Source organism: Psychrobacter sp. UBA2769 (assembly GCF_002352555.1).
Classification (GTDB): Bacteria; Pseudomonadota; Gammaproteobacteria; order Pseudomonadales; family Moraxellaceae; genus Psychrobacter; species Psychrobacter maritimus.
Genome location: NZ_DEIR01000006.1, coordinates 1 through 14,911 on the forward strand (window position 1 = coordinate 1; position 14,911 = coordinate 14,911).

Annotated in this window: 10 protein-coding genes; 2 read left to right on the plus strand and 8 right to left on the minus strand. The window is 43.9% G+C overall.

Annotated elements, in window-relative coordinates; all coding sequences use genetic code 11:
* Positions 1 to 53: 53 nt before the first annotated feature.
* The gene (locus B3Q63_RS01465; protein WP_201564553.1) at positions 54 to 548 is read right to left on the minus strand and encodes a pyridoxamine 5'-phosphate oxidase family protein; all 495 of its coding nucleotides are present in this window, start codon (positions 546 to 548) and stop codon (positions 54 to 56) included.
* A gap of 551 nt (positions 549 to 1,099) precedes the next feature.
* On the opposite strand from B3Q63_RS01465, the gene purL reads away from it, so the two are divergent.
* Positions 1,100 to 5,110, plus strand: a complete 4,011-nt coding sequence (purL, locus tag B3Q63_RS01470) for a phosphoribosylformylglycinamidine synthase (RefSeq protein WP_296172958.1) — start codon at positions 1,100 to 1,102, stop codon at positions 5,108 to 5,110.
* A 200-nt stretch (positions 5,111 to 5,310) separates the two neighbouring features.
* The gene (locus tag B3Q63_RS01475) at positions 5,311 to 7,215 is read left to right on the plus strand and encodes a P-loop NTPase fold protein (protein WP_296172960.1); all 1,905 of its coding nucleotides are present in this window, start codon (positions 5,311 to 5,313) and stop codon (positions 7,213 to 7,215) included.
* 108 nt (positions 7,216 to 7,323) lie between these two features.
* Here B3Q63_RS01475 and B3Q63_RS01480 read toward each other — a convergent pair whose 3' ends face one another.
* The 7 genes from B3Q63_RS01480 to B3Q63_RS01510 form a co-directional block, all read right to left on the minus strand.
* Positions 7,324 to 7,530: a hypothetical protein gene (locus tag B3Q63_RS01480; RefSeq protein WP_296172963.1), complete on the minus strand. Its 207-nt coding sequence runs from the start codon at positions 7,528 to 7,530 to the stop codon at positions 7,324 to 7,326.
* 29 nt (positions 7,531 to 7,559) lie between these two features.
* The gene (locus B3Q63_RS01485) at positions 7,560 to 8,444 is read right to left on the minus strand and encodes an N-acetylmuramoyl-L-alanine amidase (protein ID WP_296172964.1); all 885 of its coding nucleotides are present in this window, start codon (positions 8,442 to 8,444) and stop codon (positions 7,560 to 7,562) included.
* A gap of 93 nt (positions 8,445 to 8,537) precedes the next feature.
* Entirely contained in the window at positions 8,538 to 9,308 is a 771-nt protein-coding gene (locus tag B3Q63_RS01490; RefSeq protein WP_296172966.1) for an MOSC domain-containing protein, read from the minus strand.
* A 245-nt stretch (positions 9,309 to 9,553) separates the two neighbouring features.
* Positions 9,554 to 9,967 (minus strand): ribosome silencing factor, encoded by a 414-nt coding sequence (gene rsfS, locus B3Q63_RS01495; RefSeq protein ID WP_201564570.1) that lies wholly within the window; start codon positions 9,965 to 9,967, stop codon positions 9,554 to 9,556.
* A gap of 153 nt (positions 9,968 to 10,120) precedes the next feature.
* Positions 10,121 to 11,017 (minus strand): nicotinate-nicotinamide nucleotide adenylyltransferase, encoded by an 897-nt coding sequence (locus B3Q63_RS01500; RefSeq protein WP_296172969.1) that lies wholly within the window; start codon positions 11,015 to 11,017, stop codon positions 10,121 to 10,123.
* A 212-nt stretch (positions 11,018 to 11,229) separates the two neighbouring features.
* Entirely contained in the window at positions 11,230 to 13,386 is a 2,157-nt protein-coding gene (gene pta, locus B3Q63_RS01505; protein WP_296172971.1) for a phosphate acetyltransferase, read from the minus strand.
* A 66-nt stretch (positions 13,387 to 13,452) separates the two neighbouring features.
* The gene (locus B3Q63_RS01510; RefSeq protein WP_296172973.1) at positions 13,453 to 14,685 is read right to left on the minus strand and encodes an acetate/propionate family kinase; all 1,233 of its coding nucleotides are present in this window, start codon (positions 14,683 to 14,685) and stop codon (positions 13,453 to 13,455) included.
* Positions 14,686 to 14,911: the final 226 nt, after the last annotated feature.

A 14,911-nucleotide genomic window follows, 5' to 3' on the forward strand; every position in this document is an offset into this window, starting at 1 on the left:
TGAATTGAAGACACGCTCTAATACTTTAGTTTCTTAAAGCATAGTCATAGGGTTTATAAAGAGACTGAAAAGGTTTCACCCATATCTTCGGCAGTTTTGCCATCTTGTACCGCTGCGGCTGCCATCTTAAACATATTCACCACAGTGCTGCCGCTAAGCCAGCATTCTGCACCATGAGGCACGATTTTAATCAATTGTACGTTTTCATCTTCTTTACCATGCTCAAAGAAGGCATTATAAACCGGTGACCAGAGCTCATCCAATTTAGCTTTGTCTGTCGGCAATTCAGCGTTAGCACTAATAGAAACGAAGTTCTTTTCATCTTGGGTGGCATAAGTCAGACCGATTCTTGCATCATCCTGAATATCTTTGACGACGTCTGAGGATTTATCGCCGATAAACCAAATTTCTTTCTTATCGAGATTGACCTCATTAGTAGTCATCGGCCAAGCATGGATATCGCCTTTTTTATTGGTGGTACTCATCATGGCGAACTTTACATCTTTAATAACGTCTTGAATTTTAGCGATATGCTCTTGGTTACTCATGGTGATTATCCTTTTTCATTATAGTGATTGATTTTTCGTTAATGGATTATTGTTATTGATTACGTTTTTGTTTCATTGAATCTTTAGTTTAAACGGTCAAGCTTTAGCTAAATAAGCAAATAGATAAGCGCTTAACTCGCCAGCAACTGCCATCTAGGATAACGATTACCCGTAGGAGATTTATATAGGCTGCCAGTAATGCGATGTGAGTGTTTGTAAGGACTATAAGGATTGGGTAAAAATTGTGACGCTGGACTTCATTCATTAAGGCTTTCTGTTGAGAAAAATTATTTGTAAAAGCTGTAGGTTAATAGGGAAGTTTAAAAGGGCAGTTAATAAAGCAATTGAAAAGGCTGTTTAAAAATAACTCAGAACAGTTATCTGCTAAGCGCTATTTTATAACGGTTTATGGCTTAGTAACTGACTTACTCACTGAGCTTTTCAGCAATTTATCTCGGTTTTGACCTGCTTATTACGGGGCTTCTTGTTATAATACGCAGACCATTTACTTTGCATGGCAGAGATGCCTTGATCTTACGGATTATGCCTTTATGATGACCATCGCCGGACAACCGTTTCTTACCGATTTTCAGACGCAGCAACTCATCAGTCAGTTTCAGCAAAAAACCGAGCTAAATGTCAGCCACATCCATACTCAGCAAGTTTATGTGCTATCACGGACACTTGAAGGTGATGAGCAGAAAAAAGCGCTGGATCTATTTGGGGTTAAGGCAGACACCCAACTCGCCGCTCCACAAAACAACCAATTACAAGTCATCGTAGGCCCGCGTTTTGGTACGATTTCGCCGTGGGCAAGTAAAGCGACCGATATTTTTAATAACTGTGATATTGAGATTAACCGTGTTGAGCGCGTCATTGTTTATACGCTAACCATTGATGGAAAAGCAGACGGCGAAATGGGTGCAACGCTACCTAAAGCCGCTGAGCAATTATTGTTTGACCGCATGACCCAAAGCTTGGTGTATGATTTAAATGATGTGAATAAATTGTTTGACGATGAAAAGCCGGCATCGCTTAATCATATCGATGTGATTGGACAAGGTCAGTCGGCGCTTGAAGCAGCCAATACAGAATTTGGCTTTGCGCTATCGAGCGAAGATATTGATTACTTGATGAATGCGTATGTCAATGAGCTAAAGCGCAATCCAACCGACGTTGAGCTCATGATGTTTGCCCAAGCAAACTCAGAGCATTGCCGTCATAAAATCTTTAACGCCGAATGGACAGTCGATGGCGCGGTACAGCCAAAATCCCTGTTCCAAATGATTAAGAATACTTATAAAGCCAATCCTCAAGGCATTTTGTCTGCTTATAAAGACAATGCTGCGGTAATGGCAGGTTCTGAAGGCTTACGTTTTTACCCAGTACCTACTGATGCAATGGATGCCAATTCAGCGCATCCTTACGATTTCCATCAAGAAGAAATCGACATCTTAATGAAAGTCGAAACCCATAACCATCCAACGGCGATTGCTCCTTATGCCGGTGCAGCGACGGGCGCGGGCGGTGAGATTCGTGATGAAGGCGCAACCGGTCGTGGCGGTAAACCAAAAGCCGGTTTAACGGGCTTTCATGTGTCACATTTACATATCCCAGAGCTTGCGGAAAAATGGGAGCAGTCAGGTCAACTAAGTACACAGGATTATGGTACGCCAGATCGTATGGCAACCAGTCTTGAAATTATGACCGAAGCGCCATTAGGCTCAGCCAATTTCTCAAATGAGTTTGGTCGTCCAAACCTATGCGGTTATTTTCGTAGCTTCCAATTGGATACGTCAGCGGCAAAAGACGGCAGCCAAATGCGCGGCTATCATAAGCCAATCATGCTGGCAGGTGGTTACGGTAATATCAAACGCAATCTGATTGAAAAAAATGCCATTCAACAAGGTGATTTATTAATCGTCCTTGGTGGTCCTGCGATGCAAATCGGTCTTGGTGGCGGTGCAGCATCTTCGGTCGATAGTGGTTCACTCGATGAAGGCCTGGACTTTGCTTCTGTACAGCGTGATAACGCTGAGATGGAGCGTCGCTGTCAGGAAGTTATCGATCGCTGCTGGGCCTTAGCTGGCAACGATATTGACGCAAGCAATAACAGCAAAGATGGCAACCCAATCGTCTCGCTACATGATGTTGGAGCAGGCGGATTATCGAATGCCATGCCAGAATTGGTCAATGACCATGAAATGGGCGCGGTGCTCAATCTACGGAAAATTCCATCGTTAGAAGCGGGCATGTCACCGATGGCTATCTGGTCAAACGAAGCACAAGAGCGTTATGTCCTTGCGATTCGCCCAGAGAGCAAAGATCAATTTGATGCCATCTGTGCCCGTGAGCGCTGCCCGTATGCCATCTTGGGTGAAGCCACGGAAATCCGTCAGCTGGTCGTTAATGATGAATTGCTATCTGAGCAGCCAGTCGATATGCCAATGCAAGTATTGCTTGGTGGTACACCGCAAATGCAGCGTAGCTTTAGCCGTCAAGAAACTACTTTGCCAGCATTAGAGCTTGGCGAAGTCAATCTAGCTGAATCAATAAAAGACGTGCTACGTCATCCAACCGTTGCCAGCAAGTCGTTCTTAATTAGCATTGGTGACCGCTCTATCACGGGTATGGTCGTACGCGATCAGTATGTCGGTCGCTATCAAGTGCCCGTATCAGATTGCGCTGTTACGGCTTCAGGCCTGATTGCGTTAGATGGTCAGCCAATGAGTGGTGAGGCGATGAGTGTTGGCGAACGTACGCCTGTTGCGTTGATTAATCCAAAAGCCTCTGCACGATTGGCGGTTGGTGAGGCGATTACCAATATCGCAGGCGCACGTATTACTCAGCTATCTGATATCACTATGTCAGCGAACTGGATGGCAGCTTGTGGCGAAGACGTAGAAGACGCTGCACTATTTGACGCCGTCTATACGGTTGGTGAAGAACTATGTCCAGCACTCGGTATCGCTATTCCAGTCGGTAAAGACTCGCTATCGATGCGCGCTAACTGGACAGATGAAGATGATAACGGCAGCACAGATAAATCAGTCGTTTCGCCAATGAGCTTAGTTATTACTGCTTTTGCGCCTGTTATTGACGTGGCAAAAACCCTAACGCCTGAGCTTATCAATGGTGATAGCGCCTTCTACCGTATCGACTTATCAAAAGGTCAATTGCGTCTAGGCGGTTCAATCCTTGCGCAAACACTTAGCCAATTAGGTAACGACTGCCCAGATTTAGCACAGCCAAGCGACTTGATCGACTTCTTTAACTTTATCCAAGCGGGTAATGCGCAAGGCGTCATTAGTGCTTATCACGATATCGGTGATGGTGGTTTGCTTGCGACCATCGCAGAGATGCAGTTCACCAGCCGCCAAGGTATCAAGCTGTCATTGACTGATGATAACTTGCTCGGTCAGCTGTTCAGTGAAGAGCTAGGCGCAGTGATTCAAGTCTTACCAGAAAACGTTGCCGCTTTAATGCAATTGGCAGAAGAGTTTAACGTCAGTGATATGCTCAGCCTCGTCGGTCAAAGCTCGGAAGAAGACAGCTTAATCATCCAAACACCAACGCTCATGGGTGACGACACCTTACGATTTAAGCGTTCTGAGCTGCAACAAGAATGGAGTCAGGTCAGCTATCAAATCGCGCGTCGCCGTGACAACCCAGCTTGCGTCCAGCAAGAGTATGACTTGATTAGCGATGCTAGCCATCAAGGTCTTATCGCCGCGCCAAACTTTGACCTCAATCAAAAGGTTGAAGAACCATACTTAAACAGCCGTGACACTAAGCCAAGAGTTGCAATCCTGCGTGAGCAAGGCGTCAATGGTCAGTCAGAAATGGCAGCAGGCTTTACCCAAGCTGGCTTTGAAGCGGTCGATGTCCACATGAGCGACCTGCTAGAAGGTCGCATCAATCTACGTGACTTCGACGGTTTAGTCGCTTGTGGTGGCTTTAGCTACGGTGATGTACTGGGCGCAGGCTCTGGCTGGGCAAACTCTATCTTGTTCCATGATGAGTTGCGCATGCAGTTTGTGCGTTTCTTTGCCCGCCCTGATACCTTCTCACTCGGTGTCTGTAACGGTTGTCAGATGATGGCTCAATTGAAAGACCTCATCCCAGGTGCGGAAAACTTCCCACGCTTTATCGCCAATAAGTCAGCCCGCTTTGAAGCGCGTACGGTCAACGTCAAAGTCGAGCGTACCAAGTCTATCTTGTTTAAAGGCATGCAAGACAGTATCTTACCAATCGCTGTCGCGCACGGTGAAGGCTATGCCACGCTGGACAACACCGAGATCGACGGTATGGCAAAACACGGTCAGCTCGCCATGCGCTTCGTCGATAGCCAAGGTCATCCAACCGAGACTTATCCGCTTAATCCAAACGGTTCGCTCGGCGGTGTCACAGGTCTGTGTAGCACCGACGGTCGCGTCACTATCATGATGCCGCACCCTGAGCGTACGCTACGTGCCTACAATCATAGCTGGAAGCCAGAAGAGTGGGACGAGGACGGCGCGTGGATGCGTATGTTCCGTAACGCCCGTGCTTGGTTGCGTTAAGATAGTTTGAGTTAACTTTAGACATAAAAAAAGGTGGGCTTCGGCTCACCTTTTTTGTGTTTGGGATTTGAGTTTTAAGAAGTAGGGGAGCTAATCCCGCCTTCCGCTTGTATCTGCCAGTCTGTACTAGCGGTGATATCCGTTATATTGCTAGACTCAATATCTATAACTAAATTTTAGAAAAATAAAAAGGGAGTTGTATGAGTAATCCAAACGAGCACATTGAAGAGTTTTTAAAATATTACTTTAAGTTATCCAGCCCACCGCAGTATGCTGTTTTGTTAAAGGGTAAGTGGGGTGTTGGTAAAACTTGGTTCTTAAAAGAAACAATGACAAGTTTGCATAATCCTGATTATCGAGTCAAAACACATTTATATGTGAGTTTATATGGTGTTGCCAGTTTCGAAGAAATAGAAAATGAGTTTTTTAGACAGCTTCATCCTGTTTTATCTTCTAAAGGTATGGCTTTAGCAGGAAAAATTGGAAAAGGACTTCTTAAAACTGCATTGAAGATTGATCTGAACGGTGATGGTAAAAGTGATGCTAGTGTATCGTCTCAAGTACCAGATATCAATTTGCCAGATTATTTATCTAATACAGAAGGTTTAATATTAGTATTCGATGATTTAGAGAGAGCTTCAATGGATCTAGAGAACCTATTAGGCTATATAAACTATTTCGTTGAGCATCAAGGTTATAAGGTGGTGATTATAGCCAATGAAGATGAGCTAGGTAGTAAAGAGGAAAAAGCTGAAGTTAGTTATAAACGTATAAAAGAAAAACTTATTGGTAAAACCTTCGAGATTCAGCCTCGCCTTGAATTAGCAATTAGTAATTTCATTAAGGAAGTAGAGAGTGGCTCTACGCAAGATTTATTCAATAGGAATATAGAGTTAATTAAAGATTATTATCGACGCTCTGCTTATTTAAACTTAAGGCACCTAAGACAAGCATTGATGGATTTTTCCAGATTAATAGAGTTCTTATCTGATGAAATTAAAGATAAAGAAGGCATTATTGAACAATTATTATCTATATATTTAGTACTTTCTTTTGAAATAAAAAGTGGAGAGATGTTGCCTGATGATATTAATAACTTTAATCAGTCATATTTAACTGAGTTAATGAACAGAAGTAGTAATAACGGAATGAAAGAAGGAGTAATTGATAGCCCTTACAGAAAGGTTAAAGAAAAATATCCTGCTTTCGATCCTTTTGATATGTTGTTGGAAAAAGCTGTATGGATTGATATGTTTGATAAGGGGTTGATCGATAAAGCTAAGATAGAAGAATCCTTGAAAAGCTCACGTTATTTTCATAGTGACAATCAGTCAGATTGGATGAAGTTGTGGCATTTTATGTATATTGCAGATAATGATTTTGATAGTCTATTAACTATAGTGCAGGAACGTTTCCATAATAAGCAGTATGAAGAGTTAGGTGAGATAAAGCACGTGACTGGCTTGTTTTTAGAGCTTGTAGAGCTAGGTCTTCTAGACATGACCAAAGAAGAAATTTTCGAAATAGCTAAAAACAATATAGATAATTTAATTACAGAAGGAAAAGAAATACCGCATTTTGATTATGTGGATATTTATGATGATACTCAGACATTTGGTTTAGAATTTCGTAATAGCAAGGATGCTTACTTCATCAAGTTATTAGAACACATAACTGAAGTATCTAAGAAACAGGTTTTAAATAACTTACCGGAAATTGGAAAGGAATTACTAGAAGATATAAAAAATGATGCGGATAGTTTCCATAAAAAAATATATTATACTGGCTCAGTAACTATTTACCAAAAAGAACCAATTTTAAAGTATATAAAACCAAATAATTTTGTAAGAGCTTTTATTGAAACCGAACCCTATGCGAGAAGAAATATTGCATTAGTAATTTCATCTAGATACAAGAAAACGCCAAGCATTGAGGTTTTTTTACCAGAATTAGGTTGGTTAAGAGAAGTAGTGAGTTTATTAGAGAATGAAGTCGAATCTAGAAAAGGTAAAGTTAGTGAGGCACAAATTAGATATCTTATTAATGCGTACTTTAATCCTGCTATTACAGCTTTAGATGAGACTAATAATAGTGATGCGGATTAAAAGTAGCGTAATTTGTATCAAGCTATAAAAGCCGCCGCATATATAGATGGTGGGTTGATTTTCCTAACATTCCTTACGGAAATTTAGAAAATAACCCACCCCACATGCTTACTCATTTTCTGAACTTTTTTTATGCTTCTTCTGAGCATCAGCTATTAAATCATGAATCTTCGCACTCTCTTTTAGTACACAAGCCTCATACGCAGAGAGAGGCTCAGCTTCCTGCTCTTTTTCTTGCGCTTGTTTGGCTTTTTCTTCTAGATATTTCTGAAGCTCGTCTTGCTCATTTTGCTCGTTGTATTGTGAGTTACTCATGGCTTATGTCTCCTAATATTTTTTATCCATTAATAAAAGTCATCACGACCAGCATACTTCTTATTGAGTGCCTTTAAAATAGCATAAGTTTCTAAATCCAGCTCGCCCGTTGGCTGCTGCGGTCTGAAATGCAATTGAAAGGCATACACGACATTGCGACTGGCTTTATCCCACGCGTCTGTGTCATTGATTTGATAACCGTAATCGCGAAATGCTTGCTTAATCTCGGGTATCGTTGCCGCTGCAAACGCGTCTTGATTCATAAAGAATTGCTTATCAAAGTCATCATACCAAGCGCCAATGCCGTAATCGAAATACAGTCGCTGCCAAGGAAATTTTGCACCGGGGTCGATTTTACGCGACGGTGCCATATCGGCATGACCGATGATATTCTTTGCTGGGATATTATATCTTTTTGCCAAGTCTTGCACCAGCTGCGCCACTTTTTTAATCTGCAATTCATCAAAGTCGACATAGTGCTCATAAGGATGATAGTCGAGCGCGCCGTTTTTTAAGGCATCTCGATATTCAGGCTTAATGCCTGCATTGACAATCTCGATGCCGATAGAGGTATCGTTGAGTATCGTTCTACCGGCAAAACCGCCCGCGCCAGCATGCCAAGCGCGTTCGCCCTCGGGCACTAAGTTATAAATTTTGTTGTCATCATGGTCTAAAATCAGATAGTGGGCGCTGACGTTACCGGTGGTCAAAAGCTTAATAGCGCGGGCATTATTGCTCACCGTATAATGCAAAATAATGGTTTTAATACGCTCACTTTTACCAGTGGCTTGGTAAGTCTCGCTATCAATAACGAAAGGCTCGCTGGTCGCTATTTGGGTGTTATTAGTCGTAGCGCAGCCAATTAGGGGTAGCGTTAAGGCACATGCTAATGCTAAAAAGATATTTTTTGCCATGAAATGCTCTGTATGAATAAGGATAGGCGATGATGCTTACCTTTATTTTATATTGGTAGTAGGTAGATAAGATTGAGATATTTTTAAAGCTTTTTAATCCTTGCGCATTTTCTTCGCTAAAACCGTTTTCCAACTGTCCTCCAAACATTCAATCGCAAGCCACGGCTCGATAACCTCGGCGTCAAATTTCTCTTTTGAATTAGCCAGTCGCCACAGTTTCTCAAGTGTCGCAAAAGGATAGGGACGCTCAATTAAATAAACCGGCAAATCAGAGCTAATCATACCGTCACGTACGACCTCAAAATACCAGCCAGCGATACCTTGCTTAGTCACCCAAAAGGCGATATTGGGCACTTTACTAAACTGTCCGATTTGGTCATTGATTTTGTAGCAGGGGCGGCGCGGTTGCACGATACGTAATTGCACGCTGTCGCCACCATTCCTATCAATGATTTCATCTTGACCATACTGAAAAACGTCACCAATACAAACCGTGGCTTCCGTCATTTCTAGCAGACCAGTGACCGCTTCGGTCGTTAAGTTCTCACCTAATGTGCCAACGCGTACCTTTAAAACAAACTCAGCGTTAATCTTATCGTAAGTCGCCACCGCTAGTTGATGCACGGCTTTTAGCGGGCCGCCATGATGGCGTCGGTCGGCTTGTTCATCGGTGGTGAGACCCATAAAATTGACCGCAACAGGCGCTTTGATGGGTGCTTTATCAATCGCGCTCATCTGTTCACGGGCGAATGGCATGGCTTTGCCAGCACGGACGCAGATTAGATTGGCGATATGTAGCGGTAAGGGTTGATTGAAATCAGCGCTATTTTTTTGGCTAGAAGATGCTATTTGCTCTATGCTCATGGATTATCCTAATCGATAGGGATTTATTAGGCGAGTGGCTAACTCATTAGTGATTTTAATGATGTTAATGATGCGTATTATCTTAGCCTAATCAGGCGGCTGATTATACGGTTGCAGCATTTTAAAGTTTATCAGCAGCTTAAGATGTATGAGTACTAATTTTTAAACAAAAAAAGACCAGAGTATTCATCTGGTCTTTTTGCTTGTGCTTTTTCAGTATTAAAAAATTATCGCAGTGGATAATCTTATTTGTTTTTATTGCGGCGACCAACGGTTTTCTTTTCACGTGGCACAGCGACCAGCTCAGCCAATTGCTCAGGCGACGACCATAGGCCTTCTAGGTCATAGAAATCACGGGCTTGTGGCGTCATCATATGTACGACAACGGCACCCAAATCGATTAGGGTCCAGTCAGAATCAATACCGCCTTCACGGCCAAGTGGCATAAAACCCGCTTGCTTAGCTTCAGCGCCGACACTGTCAGCCATGGCGCGTACATGGCGCTTAGAGGTACCGTCAGCGATGACGATACGCTCCATCACGTCAGTTAAACTTTCTACATTCATTACGGTGATGTTTTTCGCTTTCATATCTTCTAGAGCGCTTTGGACAAGGGTTAAGCACTCTTGTAAGCGTTCGTCAGTCATGGTGTTAGTCATAAATTGTAATCTCTTGAATCGTCAATATTAAAAATAAAATGGTAAATCGTCACAATGCCTTCTCTAACGTGCCCCTCAACATATAGGTAGATAGGCAGACGTTTTTTGAGACAAAATGGACAAAGTGGGCAAAATTAAAAGTATAAGGCGATTTTAACGGAATTGGGCAGCAGAATATAGCTGATGGGTAATAATATATTGATAAACAGCAGGATTTAGCCATTTAGCGAATGAATTGGGTGCAGTCTCGCTAATGATAGCATTTATTGGCTGTAAAGATGCGATTTGCGTTTCGGCAGCATGTTTTATATTTAGCGATTGAGGCGCTTGCGGCAGTGGTTGGTAAAGTTGTTGCTGCAATTGCCGCCTTACTTGCGTGCTCGATATCGCTGCCACAGGGCGTGGGTCTATATAAATGCGACCTTGGTAAGTGTTTTTCAATACACTGCTACCCGTTAAAGGTTGAATATTATGTATTAATAATTCAGTGATTGAATCGACGGTTAAAGGTTGCAGCGGCATAGGAAGTTGCGACTTTAAGGGAGTTTGCCAATCAGTCTCAAGGAGTTTTTTATTCAACTCAGGGTTTTCCTCACGATTAAACACCCATAGATTGACATAATCAGTCAGTGCTAAACCATGTTTCCATTTATCCAAACTGCGCGCGCTGTCCATCCCCATGATAAATATCAAACTGTCATTAGGGTAGCGCGCACGTAAGGTCTGTACGCTATCGATGGTATAAACGGGCGGCGCTTGCCAGAGCTCAAGCTCGTTAATTTGTAGCGGCGACTCTTGCGTTGCCAGCTTTAACATCGCCAATCGGTGCTCAGGGTTGGTGCTGTCTTCTTTAAAGGGCGAGCGCGCATTGGGTAATAATGACACCTGTAGCTCGCGCTGTTGCTGCTTAGCTATTGGCAGTAAACTTTGATAAACGTACATCGCCAGTTGTAGATGCCCGTTATGCACAGGATCAAATGAGCCACCCAAATAAGCGCGAATGGCTGGGGCAGTATTGGTTATAGGGAGATGCTTAACAGTATTTGGCATAAATAAGTGAGTGAAAAAGTAAATAAAAAGGTAGTTAAGGTTAATTTATTTTAGATGGACTATAGCATGTGGCTAATCACTTATCGCACTTATCGATTTTATTATGCTTAACTATAGCGTTGAACAGCCATAAAAAAACCGACCATCATAATGATAATCGGTTAAATATAGAGTGATTACTGATAACTGATTACTGATAATTTTTAAGACAATTAAATCGCATCGCTATGTGCTTGGATAGCAGTCAGGGCGATGGTATAAATAATATCATCGACTAATGCCCCGCGCGATAAGTCATTAACGGGCTTATTTAAGCCTTGCAACATCGGTCCAACACTGACCACATTGGCACTACGTTGTACCGCTTTATACGTGGTGTTACCGGTATTTAGGTCAGGGAAGATAAAGACGTTTGCTTGTCCAGCGACGGGTGAGTCAGGCGCTTTTTGCTTGCCAACGCTCATGACAGAGGCAGCATCATACTGCAAAGGTCCATCGACAGCGAGGTGCGGCGCACGCTGGCGGACGATTTCAGTCGCACGGATGACTTTTTCGACATCAGCGCCGGTACCTGAAGAGCCCGTTGAGTAACTAATCATGGCGACTTTTGGATTGATACCAAAGGCAGCGGCAGACTGCGCCGATTGAATAGCAATTTCGGCCAACTCTTCGGCATTCGGGTCAGGATTGATAGCACAGTCACCATAAACGACCACTTGCTCAGGTAACAGCATAAAGAATACTGACGACACGAGTGAGTATTCCGGTGCCGTTTTAATCAACTGAAACGCTGGGCGCACGGTATTTGCCGTGGTATGTATTGCTCCAGAAACCAAGCCATCAACTTCATCCATCTGTAGCATGGTCGTACCCAAATACACCGTATCTTTTAGGTATTCAGCAGCGACTTCGGCATTGGTTTTACCTTTACGGCGCTCGACCACGGCAGCGATATATTTATCCATATCAAGGCTATCAGGATCGATAATCTCAAGCCCTTCTGGCAAGACTAAGTCACGGTTTTTAGCGACTTGTTCGACGTCGCTACGCTTCGCAAGCAATACACAATTGGCAATACCGCGGCTTTGGCAAATACAAGCAGCTTCGACCGTACGTGGTTCCGAGCCTTCTGGTAGCACGATGCGTTTTTTGGCATTTTGCGCTTTTTTAACCACTTGATGACGGAAAGCTGATGGTGACAGGCGTGGCTCATGGTTTTGGCTAAAGTAGGCTTTAATCCAGCTCAAGTCCAAATGCGCGGCAACATAACGTGCGACTTCTTCAGCGCGCTCCGTATCATCGCTTGGAATCTCAGCGCTCATGTGTAATAGACTTTGTACCGTCTCAAAGCTGTCATCTTCGACACTCATCACAGGGATACCAGTTTTGAGCGCTGATTGCCATAGCTCAGCGACCGTTGGACTTGGTACCACGCCACCGGTTAATACCAAGCCTGCCAGTGGAATGCCGTTGATGCAGGCCAATCCCGCTGCCAATAATACATCATCACGGTCACCGGGCACGACAATAAGCGTGCCACGTTTAAATACTTCATCGACACGCGCAACCGAGCGCGCGGTCAAGCTGATACGGTTAATACGGCGTGATTTTGCTTCACCAACATTGAGCCAAGTGGCGTCGAGCTCAGCGGCGATATCCCACGTCCGCGGTACAGATAATGAGTCGCTAAATGGTACGACTCCTATTAAACGGAATTCCTCGGTATTAAAGTGTGGTGATAGGCGTTGGACTTCTTGCATAAAGCCTTCATCCAAGCTTACAACCGCTTCACCCGGTGCGACTATTTGATTTTCCATGGTGCTTTGTACGTTTGGCAAATCATGCATACGCATCAAGATACAGCCAAGCGTACGGTCGCTTGCCATACCGCCAAATTCGCGGGCATGGACATCGAGCTTATCGGCCAAATAGGCGGGCTTACTGGTATCAGCGGTGCTGACAAAAATAATCTTGGCATCGAGCGCATGGGCAATCGCACGGTTTATTTGGGCGGCATAAGAGGTTTCAGTGGTCGAGACCAGTCCTTCACAAATGACCACATCATAGTCATCGCCAAGGGTATGGTAGTTGACGACCACTTCTTCCATCAAGTCATCAAGATTGTCGTCACCTATCATGCGCTCAACCCGTTGACGGCTGATAGATGCTGGCGGCGTAAGCCCAAAAGCGTGCATGGCCAAAGCGCTTGAGCTGTCCAAGCTGTTTTGCTTATCGAGGGTGTCATCTTGCAAAAACGGCTTCATAAAGCCCGCTTTAATGCCGTTATAATCAAAAGCACGAATCAAGCCTAACGCCGCTGACGTCACACCGATACCGCGGCTGATGGGCACAAGTAAAATAGTTTGCATAATATATCCTACTGTTTATTATATTTTTAACGAGGTGGTACTACTCTTTATACGTTGCTACCAATCTTACTGTAAACCCAAGGCTTGACGCGTTTCTTGAGCGATACGGCATTCTTCATCGGTCGGTACTACCCACAGCTCAATGCTGCTATCGTCGGCTTGGAAACTGCCTTCGCGACCACCGACCAAGCTGGCGTTTTTAGCGGCATCTATTTTGATACCAAAATGCGGCATCATCTCTAAGATACGCGTACGCGTGGTGACCGAGTTTTCGCCAATACCACCGGTAAAGACAATACCCGTAAAGTTAGGTAGGGCACAGCTTAAGCTAGCAAGGTATTTGGCGACACGGTAGCAGAACATCTCAATAGCAAGCTTAGCGTCTTGATGACCTTCGTTGGCGGCTTGCTCAATAGTACGCAAGTCATTTGATAAGCCTGAGATACCGAGCAGACCACTTTCGTTATTAAGTACTTTATCAATTTCTTCTAAGCTCATACCGAGTTGGCGTTTAAGATGAATATGTAAGCTTGGATCCACATCACCGCTGCGCGTGCCCATCATTAGCCCTTCAAGCGGGGTCAGACCCATACTGGTATCAAGACTTTTGCCATCGTAAACAGCCGTTGCCGAGCAGCCATTGCCTAAATGCGCCGTTAACCAACCGTGCGGGCCTTTGGCGCTAGTAATTTCGCTGGCACGCTCTGATACATAGGCGTGCGAGGTACCATGGAAGCCATAACGGCGGATTTTATGTTCGTCATAAAAGGCTTTTGGTAGTGGATAACGGAAGGCAACAGGAGGCATGGTTTGATGGAAAGCAGTATCAAAGACCACCACTTGTGGAATCTCAGGATAAATGGCCTGTACCGCTTCGATACCCAAAGCATTAGCAGGGTTATGTAAGGGTGCCAACACCTTTAGACGTTTCACTTCTTCTAGCACATGCTGATTAACGCGCACCGCTTCTGAATATTCACGACCGCCGTGTACCACGCGATGACCGACCGCGATAAAGTGATACTGCTCTAAGAGCTCAAGGATTCTTTTTAAGGCAAGTTCGTGACGACCACCAGCAATGGCGATTTCTAGTTTTTCACCATTTAACGTCGTGTGTTTGATACGGGCGGTGTCGAGGCCTAAGTTCTCAGCCAAACCTGTGATGCGAGTAGAATTGTCTTCGCTGATTAGTGCGTATTTGATAGAAGAGGAACCGCAGTTGAGGACTAAGGTGGGGTTGGTCAGGTTTGATGTTTCAGTATTTTTGTCATCAAAAGTCGTGGTTAGGCTGGCACTCATACTCTATCCTTAGATTATATTTTGTAAGTGGTGAATCGTCATCGATTATCACCGGTTGTATAAACAAAAACCAGCCATATCCTTGCTGGCGTACGCCGAACAGCTGACATACGTAAACAATGACATCGCTGATTTTTATTGTTCTTGGGCTGGGACTGCTTTAAAGGACGTTAAAGGTTTGCATCTATCTGTTTTTAGAAGCCAGTTTTTAGAAATCTGGTCTTGC

Bases quoted from the DNA above. Each gene is read 5' to 3' on its own strand.
- B3Q63_RS01465 (WP_201564553.1), bottom strand. From the start codon at position 548: ATGAGTAACCAAGAGCATATCGCTAAAATTCAAGACGTTATTAAAGAT.
- purL (WP_296172958.1), top strand. From the start codon at position 1,100: ATGATGACCATCGCCGGACAACCGTTTCTTACCGATTTTCAGACGCAG.
- B3Q63_RS01475 (WP_296172960.1), top strand. From the start codon at position 5,311: ATGAGTAATCCAAACGAGCACATTGAAGAGTTTTTAAAATATTACTTT.
- B3Q63_RS01480 (WP_296172963.1), bottom strand. From the start codon at position 7,530: ATGAGTAACTCACAATACAACGAGCAAAATGAGCAAGACGAGCTTCAG.
- B3Q63_RS01485 (WP_296172964.1), bottom strand. From the start codon at position 8,444: ATGGCAAAAAATATCTTTTTAGCATTAGCATGTGCCTTAACGCTACCC.
- B3Q63_RS01490 (WP_296172966.1), bottom strand. From the start codon at position 9,308: ATGAGCATAGAGCAAATAGCATCTTCTAGCCAAAAAAATAGCGCTGAT.
- rsfS (WP_201564570.1), bottom strand. From the start codon at position 9,967: ATGACTAACACCATGACTGACGAACGCTTACAAGAGTGCTTAACCCTT.
- B3Q63_RS01500 (WP_296172969.1), bottom strand. From the start codon at position 11,017: ATGCCAAATACTGTTAAGCATCTCCCTATAACCAATACTGCCCCAGCC.
- pta (WP_296172971.1), bottom strand. From the start codon at position 13,386: ATGCAAACTATTTTACTTGTGCCCATCAGCCGCGGTATCGGTGTGACG.
- B3Q63_RS01510 (WP_296172973.1), bottom strand. From the start codon at position 14,685: ATGAGTGCCAGCCTAACCACGACTTTTGATGACAAAAATACTGAAACA.